Origin of the sequence: Sphingopyxis granuli, from assembly GCF_001559015.1 — a bacterium.
Taxonomy (GTDB): Bacteria; Pseudomonadota; Alphaproteobacteria; order Sphingomonadales; family Sphingomonadaceae; genus Sphingopyxis; species Sphingopyxis granuli.
Genome location: NZ_CP012199.1, coordinates 2,417,039 through 2,429,449, shown reverse-complemented (window position 1 = coordinate 2,429,449; position 12,411 = coordinate 2,417,039). Strand labels below are relative to the sequence as shown.

The 12,411-nt window shown below is 66.6% G+C and carries 9 protein-coding genes; 7 read left to right on the top strand and 2 right to left on the bottom strand.

Annotation, left to right across the window (positions count from 1 at the left end; translation table 11 throughout):
* Positions 1-15: 15 nt before the first annotated feature.
* The 5 genes from SGRAN_RS11245 (at position 16) to SGRAN_RS11225 (ending at position 5,918) form a co-directional block, all read left to right on the top strand.
* Positions 16-1,221, top strand: a complete 1,206-nt coding sequence (locus SGRAN_RS11245) for a CaiB/BaiF CoA transferase family protein (RefSeq protein WP_237233489.1) — start codon at positions 16-18, stop codon at positions 1,219-1,221.
* Between the two features lie 266 nt (positions 1,222-1,487).
* The gene (gene yghU / locus SGRAN_RS11240; protein WP_067183670.1) at positions 1,488-2,372 is read left to right on the top strand and encodes a glutathione-dependent disulfide-bond oxidoreductase; all 885 of its coding nucleotides are present in this window, start codon (positions 1,488-1,490) and stop codon (positions 2,370-2,372) included.
* A gap of 546 nt (positions 2,373-2,918) precedes the next feature.
* Complete coding sequence (locus tag SGRAN_RS23005) at positions 2,919-3,287, top strand: TadE/TadG family type IV pilus assembly protein (protein WP_404950371.1); 369 nt, start codon at positions 2,919-2,921, stop codon at positions 3,285-3,287.
* Between the two features lie 2 nt (positions 3,288-3,289).
* Positions 3,290-4,918 (top strand): TadG family pilus assembly protein, encoded by a 1,629-nt coding sequence (locus tag SGRAN_RS11230; RefSeq protein WP_067183663.1) that lies wholly within the window; start codon positions 3,290-3,292, stop codon positions 4,916-4,918.
* 142 nt (positions 4,919-5,060) lie between these two features.
* On the top strand, positions 5,061-5,918 hold the full coding sequence (locus SGRAN_RS11225; protein ID WP_237233488.1) for a PAS domain-containing protein: 858 nt from the start codon (positions 5,061-5,063) through the stop codon (positions 5,916-5,918).
* Here the strand turns inward: SGRAN_RS11225 and SGRAN_RS11220 are convergent.
* The gene (locus SGRAN_RS11220) at positions 5,915-6,991 is read right to left on the bottom strand and encodes an MBL fold metallo-hydrolase (protein ID WP_067187039.1); all 1,077 of its coding nucleotides are present in this window, start codon (positions 6,989-6,991) and stop codon (positions 5,915-5,917) included. The two genes, SGRAN_RS11225 and SGRAN_RS11220, sit on opposite strands and share 4 nt — an antisense overlap.
* A gap of 174 nt (positions 6,992-7,165) precedes the next feature.
* Here SGRAN_RS11220 and SGRAN_RS11215 point away from each other — a divergent pair, with 174 nt between their 5' ends.
* On the top strand, positions 7,166-8,359 hold the full coding sequence (locus SGRAN_RS11215; RefSeq protein ID WP_067183658.1) for an acyl-CoA dehydrogenase family protein: 1,194 nt from the start codon (positions 7,166-7,168) through the stop codon (positions 8,357-8,359).
* Between the two features lie 104 nt (positions 8,360-8,463).
* A complete protein-coding gene (locus SGRAN_RS11210) occupies positions 8,464-9,603 on the top strand; it encodes an acyl-CoA dehydrogenase family protein (RefSeq protein ID WP_067183656.1) in 1,140 nt (379 codons plus the stop codon).
* A 402-nt stretch (positions 9,604-10,005) separates the two neighbouring features.
* Here SGRAN_RS11210 and SGRAN_RS11205 read toward each other — a convergent pair whose 3' ends face one another.
* The gene (locus SGRAN_RS11205; protein ID WP_067183653.1) at positions 10,006-12,411 is read right to left on the bottom strand and encodes a TonB-dependent receptor domain-containing protein; all 2,406 of its coding nucleotides are present in this window, start codon (positions 12,409-12,411) and stop codon (positions 10,006-10,008) included.

Genomic DNA, 12,411 nt, shown 5'->3' with positions numbered 1-12,411 from the left:
ACGAGCCATGGGACGGTGGCGAAGCAGGAGGAGAAGCATGTCTTGCCGCTGACGGGAATCAGGGTGCTCGATTTCGGGCGCTATATCGCCGGGCCCTATTGCGCGGCCTTGCTTGCCGACTATGGCGCCGACGTCATCCGCATCGAGGCGCCGGGCGGCAACGACGACCGCTTCACCGTCCCGGTCGCCGCCGACGGTTCGGGGGCGATGTTCCTGCAGATGAACCGCGCCAAGCGCTCCCTGACGCTGAAGCCGGGTAGTCCCGAAGGGCGCGGGATCGTTCGGCGGCTCGTCGAGACGGCGGATGTCGTCGTCGCCAACCTGCCGCACGATGTGCTGGTGAAGCTGGGGCTCGACCATGACAGCCTGTCGGCGATCAACCCGCGGATCATCCTGGCGACGGCGTCCGCCTTCGGCCGCGAGGGGCCGCTATCGCGCAACGTCGGCTTCGACGCCATCGGGCAAGCGATGTCGGGCACCGTCCATCTGACTGGCACGCCCGGCCAGCCCTATCGCGCGCAGGTCAATTATGTCGATTTCGGCACCGCGCTGCATCTGGCCTTCGGCGTGCTGCTCGCGCTGCGGGAGCGGGAGGCGACGGGGAAGGGGCAGTGCGTGTCGGGATCGCTGCTCGGCACCGCGCTCGCCATGTCGAACGGCCTGACAATCGACGAGGCGCTGAACGGCATCGAGCGCCAGCCGATCGGCAACCGCAGCTTCGGATCGGCACCGACCGACCTGTTCCGCACCCGCGACGGCTGGATCGTGACGCAGATCGTCGGCGGCCCGATCTTTGCCCGCTGGGCAGCGCTGGTGGGGCGGCCCGAACTACCCGCCGATCCGCGCTTCGCAAGCGACATCTTACGCGGCGACAATGGCGAGGACCTGAGCGTGATCATGCAGGGCTGGTGCATCGCACGGACCAGCGCGGAGGCGCTGGCCGACCTCGGAGCGGCGCGCGTTCCGGCGGCGCCCGTGCTCAAGCCGGGCGAAGCGCTGGCGCAACCGCAGGTTGCCGCGATGGGGCTGGTCGAGCCGGTCGCCTATCCCGGCACGCCCGCGCCGGCGCCCGTCATCCGCGCGCCGGTCGACCTGTCCGCCAGCGCGAAGATTCCGCCGCGCCGCGCGCCGCAGGTGGGCGAGCACAGCGACGCGATCCTGGCCGAACTCGGCTATGACACCGACGCCATTTCGGCTTTGCGCGCGCAAAGGATAATTTGAACGGCACGGCGGTGGACGTCCAGCCGACGCCTTCTTATGGTCTGCGGGGATTTGGGTTTCTGCGCAGTTTCTCCCTTTCGTCACCCTGAACTTGTTTCAGGGTCCATGGTCTGCCCTCGAATGAAAGGCAGCACAAAAGGGAGGGTCCGGCCATGGATGCTGAAACGAGTTCAGCATGACGAACGGATGATGCAGCGCGCAGAACGCTAAATCCCCCCAAGACCTTAGTTTGGGAACCGACCGACAATCAGCGCGAGGAGCCTCCGATGACCGAGCAGACCGACTATGTGCCGCCCCGGGTGTGGACGTGGGACAAGGAAAGCGGGGGACGCTTCGCCAACATCAATCGCCCGATCGCGGGACCGACGCACGACAAGGCGCTTCCGATCGGCAAGCATCCGCTCCAGCTCTATTCGCTCGGCACCCCCAACGGGGTGAAGGTGACGGTGATGCTGGAGGAACTGCTCGCGGCCGGGCACAGCGGCGCCGAATATGACGCATGGCTGATCCGCATCCACGAGGGCGACCAGTTTTCGAGCGGCTTCGTCGCCGCCAACCCGAACAGCAAGATTCCGGCGCTGGTCGACCGCAGCGGCGCCGATCCGATCCGCGTCTTCGAATCGGGCGCGATCCTTATCTATCTTGCCGAGAAATTCGGGGCCTTTCTGCCGACCGAGCCCGCGCAGCGCGCCGAGACGCTGTCGTGGCTGATGTGGCAGATGGGCAGCGCGCCCTTCCTGGGCGGCGGGTTCGGCCACTTCTATGCCTATGCGCCAAGCAAGATGGAGTATCCGATCAACCGCTACGCGATGGAAGTGAAGCGGCAGATGGATGTGCTCGACCGGCAATTGGCGGAGAATGAATATATCGCGGGCTCTGCCTATTCGATCGCCGACATGGCGATCTGGCCCTGGTACGGCGCGCTCGCCAAGGGGCTGGTCTATGACGCCGGCGAGTTTCTGAGCGTGCAGGATTACCGGAACGTCCAGCGCTGGACCGACCAGATCGCATCGCGCCCCGCGGTGAAGCGCGGCCGCATGGTCAACCGGGTCATGGGCGACCCGGCGAGCCAGCTTCACGAACGGCACGACGCGTCGGATTTCGACCTGCGGACGCAGGACAAGGTGCAGGCCGAACAGCCCGCCGAATGACGCAATTGCAAGGAAAGGCGCCCGCCGGGCCCTTCAGGATTCGATAAGCCTTTCCCGCAAGCAATTGGCGGGAAAGCGTTTTTCTGCCGATCGCGGCGCGGCGATTTTACGCATTTCCCGTAAAAGCGCCGGACCGCGCTCGCGACCGCCTTTTCACGTTCATCGGCGATGATCGGATCCATGACAGGTCCGCATCCCCTCGATCCATCGACCCGCCGTGCCGCCTCGGGACGGATCGACATTCAGTTCTGGCGGCCTGCAAATGGCGGCTTTCCCCGCTTCCGGTGCTCACGTGCAACAAGCACGCTGCGCTCCGGGTTACGGAAAACCACCATTTTCGACTCGCCATCTTCTGAATGGCGATCCGACATACACTCTGATGACATTGGATTGACCCACTTCGTCATTGCGACCCCGGACCTGATCCGGGGGAAGCAATCCAGAGCGGTTACCGCCCACTCTGGATTGCCGCGCGGCTTCGCCGCTCGCAATGACGAGTCCGGTCGATGCCATCATGCGCTTGCCCGATGCGACCGGGGCGCGGCGGTGATCGAAATGGCGCTCGTCCTGCCGCTGTTCCTCGCGCTGCTGATGGGCGTGCTGGTCTATGGCCAGTATTTCCTGGTCGCGCACGCGGTGCAGCAGGCCGCCAACGACGGCGCCCGCGCCGCGATCGTCGGGCTCGACGCGGCGGACCGGCGCGGCATCGCGGAGCGAGCGGTCGACCGCAGCCTCAGCGGCGTCGCGGGGTTTTCCGCCCGGGCGCGCACGGTCGCCGTGACCGAAACCGCCGACGCGCTGACCGTCGCCGTCAGCTTCAGCGTGCCCGAAGACAGCTTCCTGCGTTCCTCGCTCGTCCCGTCGCCCGCCGGCCCGATCCGGTCGAGCGCGACCTTCGAACTGCCGGTGGATTGACTATGCCCCAGACATATCGCCTTTCCGCTTTACCTTGCGACCGGCGCGGCGGCGTCAGCGTCCTGACCGCCTTTGCGATGACGATGCTGATCGGCTCCGCCGCCTTCGCGGTCGATATCGGCTCGCTCTATCTCGACCGCCGCCAGCTTCAGGGAATTGCCGACGCCGCGGCGCTGGCTGCCGCCGCTCACCCGGGCGCCGAGCGCGCGGCGGCCGAGCGGATCATCGCCGCGAACTGCGATTGCGGCATAGCGATCGCCGCGCTCCAGCCCGGACGCTATACGCCCGACTCCGCCGTCGCGGCGGAACAGCGCTTCGTCGCCGGGGGCGTATCGCCCAACGCCGTCCGCATCCGGCTGACGCGGCCGAGCCCGCTCTATTTCGGCAGTTTCCTGACCGGCCGAAGCCATAGCGTCGTCGCGGTCACCGCCACGGGCGCGCGGCGCGGCTATGCGGCCTTTTCGCTGGGATCGCGCGTCGCGGCGCTGCGCGGCGGCGTTCCCAACGCGCTGCTCTCCGCGCTGACCGGCAGCCGCGTCGAATTGTCGCTGATGGACTATCAGGCGCTGGCGAGCGCCGATGTCGATCTGCTCGCCTTTTCCGAAGCGTTGCGGACCGAACTGCACGCCGATGCGCTGACGTTCGGCGAGACGTTGGATATGCAGGCGACGCTGCCGCAGGTGCTGTCGGCGCTGGCGCGCGCGAGCGACGGGCAGGTCGCCGATACGCTGGAGGCGATCGCCGACAAGGCGCTGCCGCGCGCCCTGATCCCCTCGCGCGCAATAGACCTCGGCCCACGCGCGTCGAGCATCCGCGCCGATGCCGCCGACCGGGTCGACGTGAATCTGATGAGCCTAATGCAGGCGATGCTGGCGCTCGGCAATGCCAACCGTCAGCTTGAACTCGCGCTGGCCAGCGACCTGCCGGGCGGCTCGGCGATCAACGTCGCGCTGCTGATCGGCGAGCCGCCGGCGCAATCGCCGCTGATCGCGGTGACCGACGATCAGGACGTCGTCGTCCGCACCGCGCAGGTGCGGCTGAAGATCGTCAGCCGGATCGCGACGCCGCTGCTGACGAGCGTCGAACTGCCGATCGTCGCCGAACTGGGATCGGCGGCGGCGCGGATTTCGGACATGGATTGCGGCGGCAGCGATCAAGGCGTGACGCTGGCCGTCACCACCTCGCCCGCGACGTTCGCGATCGGGACGGTCAACGACGGCGATTTCGCGAATATGCAGCGCCCGCTCGCACCCCAGATGGCGCGCGTATTGCGCCTGCCGCTCGCCAGCGTCGATGCCCGGGCGCAGCTGACGCTGGCGGACCAATCCGAAAAATCGCTCGCCTTCTCGCGCGCCGAGATCGCGGCGGGCACGGTCAAGACGGTCGAGAGCAGAGGCCTTGCGGGCGGGGCGGCGCGCTCGCTGGCCCGCGACATGGATTTGCGGGTCAACCTGCTCGGCCTCGGGCTCAATGCCGGCGCGCTGACATCGCTGGTCGGCGAAACGGTGGGCGCCGCGGCGCCGGCGCTCGATGGGGTGATCGAGGGACTGACGGGCGTGCTGGGCCTCCACCTGGGCGAGGCCGACGCGCGGGTCAACGCGCTGCGTTGCGGACGGACCCGGCTGGTGTGAGGACCGATCCGGTGCCGTTCCGGACGCGAATCCGCGTTTTTGCGTCGGGTTTCGAGCCAAATACCGCCGCAGCGTGCCATAATGCGAGGGAAAGGCTCGATCCGGGGAGACGGATATGGAGACGGTCAGGGAACCTCAGCGCGTGCCCGCTGCCGAATTCATTCGCGGTTTCGCGAACTGGCGCCTGCAGGCGTCGCGCAAGCCGGTCATGGTCACGCATCACGGCAAGGATGCGCATGTGCTGATCTCCCTCGCCGACTATCGCCGCCTCGACGGCAAGGGGGAGGCGGAAGGGCGCGACGCGTTGGCCGCATCGCAGGCGGCGCTGGTCGAGGCGATCCGCGACGCGGTGATCCTCGTCGACCGCACCGGGCGTGTCGCGGGGGTCAATCCGGCAGCCGCCGATCTGCTCGAACGGGCGGCGACCGCGCTGACGGGCCGGCCCTTGCCCGACGTCCTGCCGGGGTTCGCGCGCTCGGTGCTGTTCGCGCATTTCCTCCGGATGCTCGACCATCGCGAGCGTTTCTCGGGCGAGGTGCCGGGGCTGATCGAGCCGCAGCGCTGGCTGCGCGTCGACCTCGTCCCGCTGCCGATCGGCGGGGCGATGGTGCTCCGCGACATCAGCGACGCGTGGGGGACGCGCGCCGAACAGGACGCTAGGCGCGCGCTGGCCGACGCGGTCGAGATCGACGGGACGATCGGGGTCGCTCGCGTCTCGGTGCGCGAGGCGATCGAGGCGGCCAACCCGGCGCTCGCCGCCATGATCGGCGCCGACGAAGCCGCGATCCGGCGCGTGCGCTTTTCGGCGCTGCTCGCGGCCGGGCAGCGGCACGCCTTCACCGAGGCTTTCGAAGGCCTGTTCCGTACAGGCGACCCTGTTCGCATCGCGTCGGAACTGGTGACTCGTGGCGGCAGTGTTGTGTCGGTCACGCTCGCCATGGTCGAGCGGCGATCGGCCTATGCGAGCGAAGGCGCGGTAATCCTGGCGGTGCGCCGCTAGAACCAGCTTCCACGATCGATCGCACGGCTGCCGACTGGCAGGGAGAAATATTGCCCGTCCTCGCCGACAATGATCGGGCCGTCGAAGCGATTATCGGCGCCGTCGAGCAGCGCCGCGTCGAAGTAGCGCGAAGGGAGGGGCGGGACGATGTGGCTGAGGACGAGCATCCGGACGCCCGCGCGGCGTGCGCTGTCGGCGGCCTGCGCGGGGTTGGCATGATAATCGAGGATGTCGTGCATGATCCGGCCCGTCTGAGGCCGCCCGGCGGCCGTCAGGCGATCGGAGAGGTGCTGTACCATCTTCGGCTGGAGAGCCTCGTGGATCAGCAGGTCTGCACCCTTCGCCGCGGCTTCGAGCGAAGGCGACGGCGCAGTGTCGCCGCTGATCACGACGCTGCGTCCCTTGTAGTCGAAGCGATAGCCGACCGCGGGCCGCACCGGGCGATGATCGACGGGAAAGGCCATGACCTGCAAACCATCCGCCTCGTAGATGGCGGTCGGCGCCGTCGGCATCGCAAAGGGCATCGCGACGGCACCCGCCGCCACCGGTGGCGTGATCGTGGTGCCGTGGTGCGCGGTGCGGTAGCCATTATCGGCGGCATAAGCGGCGTTGAAGCCGGCAATCACCGCCTCGACGCCTTCTGGGCCGTGGACAGGAAGGGGGCTTTCGTTGCCGCTCGCGGTCCAGCGCAGCAGCATCATCGGCCCCATGCCGTCGATATGGTCCGAGTGGAAATGGGTGAGAAACAGGCCGCGGATCCGGGGATTGGGCAATCCCATCAACGAGATGTTGCGCGCTCCGCCTTCGCCCGCGTCGACCACGAACATCGCCTTGCCGGCGATCACAACGGTGCATGATCCGGCGCGGCGGCGATCGGGCAAGGGCGATCCGGTGCCGCATAAAGCGACATGCAGGCCGTCGGGCAGATCCGCTAGCCGATCGCGTCCAGCCGCCTGCTCGACCCCGCGCTCGAACAACCACCGTCCGATCGGCCGCTGGAACAGAAAAGCCGCCGCTGTAGTTATACCTACGATCAGCAGCGCCCAAAGCGCCGCACGCCTGCCTCTTGTCATCATATCCCCCACTTGTTCCCCCCTCATGCGGCACGGAAGGCCGCTGGACAAGCCGCGCCGTTCGGCGCAACCTGCGCCCTGTTCACAGCAGTGAAGGTTGCGAGCCGCAACTTGCCGTTTACGTAAAGGTGAGCACCCGTTAAAAGGGGCCACTGCCCAAGGGAGAATCAGAAGATGGACATGGAGTTCAGCCCCGAAGATCTCGCCTTCCAGAAGGAAGTGCGCGACTTCATCGCCGAAAACTATCCCTCCGAACTGCGCGGCAAGCAGGACGAGGGCGATGAGCTCACCAAGGAGGATTTCCTCTCCTGGCACCGGATTCTCTACAAGAAGGGTTGGGTGGCGCCCGCGTGGCCGGTCGAATATGGCGGCACCGGGTGGACGCCGACGCAGCGCTTCATCTTTTCCGAGGAAACCGCCCGCGCTGACTGCATCCGCCTGATGCCGTTTGGCCTCGCGATGGTCGGCCCGGTCATCTACACTTTCGGCACGCCGGAGCAGAAAGCGCGCTTCCTGCCGCGCATCCTGTCGGGCGAGGACTGGTGGTGTCAGGGTTATTCGGAGCCGGGGTCGGGGTCCGACCTCGCTAGCCTGCGCACCTTGGCGGTGCGCGATGGCAACGAATATGTCGTCAACGGCCAGAAGACCTGGACGACGATGGCACAATATGCCGACTGGGGTTTCTTTCTCGTCCGTACCGACAAGGACGCCAAGCAACAGGAGGGCATTTCCTTCCTGCTCATCGACATGAAGTCGCCCGGCATCACCGTGCGCCCAATCATCACGCTCGGCGGCGAGCATGAGGTGAACGAGGTGTTCCTCGAGGACGTCCATGTTCCCGTCGACCAGCGCGTCTATGAAGAGAACAAGGGCTGGACCTGCGCCAAGTTTCTGCTCGCGCACGAGCGTACTGGCATCGCCGGGGTCGCATCGTCGAAGCGCGGCGTCGAGCGCGTCAAGGCCATCGCGCGTACCGAACTCGACGGCGATCAGCCGCTGCTTGCCAACCCATTCTTCAAACGCAAACTCGCCGAACTGGAGATCGACCTGACCGCGCTCGAATTCACCGAGTTGCGCGGACTTGCCGGTCCGAACGCCGGCAAGGGGCCGGGACCGGAGTCGAGCCTGCTCAAGATCAAGGGTTCGGAAATCCAGCAGCGCCTGACCGAACTGACGCTCGAAGCGGTCGGCCATTACGGCGCGCCCTATTTCCGAGGCTTCGGAGAAGGCGACAACGAGCATCCGATCGGGCCGGACTATGCGCATCGCGCTGCGCCGACCTATTTCAACATGCGCAAGACGACGATCTATGGCGGGTCGAACGAGATTCAGCGCAACATCATCGCGAAGATGGTTCTGGGATTGTGACCGCAGCGCCCTCGCTAGAGCGGGGGCCGCATTGGCCCCGTTTGGGCGCCGCAATGTGAACCTACAGCGGCCCCCGCCTTCGCGGGGGCGACGGGGATAAAAAAATGGATTTCACTTACACAGAAACGCAGGACATGATCCGCGACACGCTGTCGCGTTTTCTCGCTGACACCTACGGCTTCGAGACGCGCCAGAAGTTCATTGCCAGCGACGCGGGCCGCGACCCGGCGATCTGGACCGCGCTCGCTCAGGAACTCGGCATGCTCGGCGCCTCCTTTGCCGAGGAGCATGGCGGCCTGGGGGGCGGCGCGCTGGAAAATGCGATCATCATGGAAGAACTGGGCAAGGTCATCGCAATCGAGCCCTATCTTCCGACCGTCGTCATCGCGGGCGGCGCCCTGAAGGCGGTGGGCGGAGCACAGGCTGACGCGCTGATCCCCGAGATCATCGCGGGCAACGCCATCGTTGCCTTCGCCTATGCCGAGCCGCAGAGCCGCTATGACCTTGCGAACCTGAAGACCAGCGCCAAGAAGGATGGCGCAGGCTGGGTGCTGAACGGGCACAAGGGCGTCGTTTATGCTGCGCCGTGGGCCACGCACCTGCTCGTCACCGCGCGCACCGGCGGTGGTCAGCGCGACCACGACGGCGTATCGCTGTTCCTGATCGACGCGAAGCTGCCCGGCATTGTCCGCCGCGACTATCCCACGGTCGACGGCAACCGTGCGTCCGAAATCTATTTCGAGAATGTTGCGATCCCCGGCGACGCGCTGCTCGGACAGGAAGGGGGCGGCCTGCCGCTGATCGAGCAGATCATCGACGAAGCCACGGTCGCGGTGTGCGCTGAGGCGACCGGCGTGATGCAGAAGCTGCACGAAGGCACGCTCGAATATACCCAGCAGCGCAAGCAGTTCGGCGTGCCGATCGCCAAGTTCCAAGTGCTCCAGCATCGTATGGTCGACATGTTTATGGAGGTCGAACAAGCTCGTTCGATGACGATCATGGGGACGCTGAAGCTCGATCTGCCCGCGGCGGCGCGCATGGCGGCGGTGTCAGCGGCGAAGAACAAGGTCAGCCGCGGCGCGAAGTTTGTCGGACAGAACGCAATCCAGACCCACGGCGGCATCGGTATCACGCAGGAACTGGCGATCGGCCATTATTTCAAGCGCGCGACGATGATCGAAGGTCAGTTCGGCAGCGCCGACTATCATATGGAGCGCTACGAGCGGCTCGTGCTGGCGGAGTAAGCAGTCAGGCCTGCTCTTCGGGCTTTTCATTTGGAATCGAATCGCTTCTCCTTCTTTGGGGGGAGGCGATGCGGGCCGCCCGCCGCGGGCCACGCTACGTATCCCCTGTTTGATCCCCCGCGCACGAAACGCCCGGCATGTTGCCACCGAGAAAGTCTTCCCGTTGACAGGAAGCCGGCCGTATTCACGCAGCGAAGGAGTCATACGCAGGGGCTTGCAGGCGGCAATACTGTAGGAAAGCGCTTGTCGGCTCGGACCGGAACGATAGGGCGAGGGTGCCGCTAGATTTCCGATAATTTTGGGCTGATCCGTTCCGTCATTATGTAACCCAGCGCAGTTGCCCGCGCTCTGGATAGCGCGGCTTCGCCGCCCGCAATGGGGAATTCGCCCAATGCATCAGTTCTAATAGGCGACATCCACCGCGATCCGCAGCGTGCGGGGGCGAAGCGGGGTCGCGTAGCCGGGCCCGTCCTCGACGAACGGCGTGCCGAGCGAAAAGCGATTGCCGCGGGCGTCGAAAAGGTTGGTGAGGGTCAGCGACAGCCCGCGCCGGGCGTTGCCCAACCGCATCGCGAGCCCGGTGTCGACATAATCGCCCTGGCCTTCGCCCAGCACCGGTCCGATGCCGAGGCGCGACGGACCAACATAGTTGGCCCAGCCGCCGACGCGCAATTCCTCGTCGCCGACCGGTGCAACATAGTGGACCGCGCCGCGCACCGCGTGGCTGGCGACATTGGGGATGCGACCGAGCCGCGCCGGCGCCGCCATCGCGATCGGCGCGATCAGCGACGACAGTTCGTCGACCCGGCTTTGGTTGTAGACGGCGCCGAGTTCGAACGACAGCGCCGGACCCGGCCGCCAGGCGAGCGCGCCCGAAATGCTGGTAATACGGCCGTTGCCGATATTGGCGGTGGTCGGAAAGCCGCTCGCGTCGATGAAATCAGCCTGGATGTCGCGCCAGCGGCTGTAGGATAGCGAGATATTGGCGTCGAAGGGGCTAGTCCCTCGTTCGCCGAAGCGCACGCCCGCTTCCCATGTCCGCACTTGGTCGTTGCGGAAGCGGCGGACGAAATGGCTGTCGATCGCGAGCCCGCCGGGGCGGAACCCCTCCTGATAGCGTGCATAGAGTGTCAGATTGGCGAAGGGCGAAGCGAGCAGAGAGGCAGAGGGCAGGAGATCGGTTTCGGTCCGGTGCGCGGTGATCGCGCGGCCCGCCATCGCGATGGCGGAGGGCACGTCCTCGCCGCTGCCGCCCAGCCGGGCGTGCGACAAGCGCAGCCCAGCGGTCGCGACAAGGCGCGGAAGCAGTTCGACCGTCGCTTCACCATAGCCGGTGAACTCGGTGATCCGGTTGGTGACCCCGGTCAGCGGCGCGCGCAGCACCGTAGCGCCATATTCGCGGCGCTGCCGGGTCCGATTGTCGATGACACTCGCGCCGACGACCCAGCCGAGCCCGGCGTGGAAGGGGCGCGACAGCCGGCTCTCGTTGACGAGCATGCGCGTCGCATTATACTGGTCGAGCACCTGCGAGGGGTTCTGTTCGCTGGTCGCGTCGAAGCGTTCATAGAGGCGGTGACGGATGAAGGCGTTCGACGATTGGAAATGCAGCCCGCCCCAATCCTTGGCGACGACGATCGTGCCGAGCCCGTAGCGAGCCTTAGCATTCTGTTCGACGAGCGAATTGCGGGTGAGCGGGGGCGCGTCGCGGTCGGCATATTGCGCGTCGTCGGAGGCGATCGCCTGATAGACGCCGCCGAGGTCGATCGTCCACGCGTCGGCCGCATCGAAACGGAAGGTCGCGCGACCGCCGCGCACATGGACGCGGTTGATATCCTTCTGTCCGCGCTGCCGATTGTCGATATAGCCGCCGTCGGTGAGCATGTAGCCAACGAGGCGCAGGGCATGGCCGTCGTTCCCAACTGGCAGGTTGGCGATGGCGGCGATATCGCCGCCCGGATCGCCGTGCTGGGTGATCGAGGCGCCCGCGATCGCCTGAAGCTCCATGGCGCCGGGGTTCGGTGCATTCGGCACGACGCGGATGATGCCGCCGAGCGACCCCGCGCCATAGAGGGTGCCCTGAGGTCCCTCGAGCACCTCCACCGCGTCGACGTCGTACAGGCGCAGGTCGGGATCGGGCGCATTGTAGCTGAGACGGATGTCGCCGAGATATTGTCCCACTGTCGCCTGCGTCGGCCCAGTGAAGCTCGAATCGGCGATGCCGCGGATGAACAGCTTGTTGCGCCCCGAACCAAGGTGGGTCGAGGACACGGTCGCCATGCGCGAGAGGATCGAATCCATCCCGCGCTCGCCCCCGAACGCCAGATCGCCGCCATCGAGGATCGTGGCGACGCCCGCAAAACGCGAATAGGGGGTGTCGGCCTTGCTCGCCGTGACAATGATCTCGTCCTCGGGCCGAGCGACGAGATGATCGGGCACCTGCGCCCGTGGCGGCGGCGTTGCGCGCGGCGGCGAGGTCGATCGCCGTGCGACCCGCTGAACCGGCCGGCGCTCGATCCGCCAACTCGTGTTGCTGACGCGTACAGCGCGCGCCTGCGTCCCGTTGAGCATCCGCCGGATCGCCACATCGACGCTCATCCGCCCGCGCACCGGGCGGACGCGGCTTTTCCACAGTTCGGCGTCGGCGACGCTGATGCTGACCCCGGCTTGGCGGCTGAGCAGTGGAAGGGCCGCTGACAGATTGCCCTTCGGTAAGTCGAACATGCGCTCCTCGGCCGCCTGCGCCTGCGCCGACGCGATCAGCACCGAGGCTGCACCGGTAAACAGGAGGGGGGAGAGCCGGGATCGCAT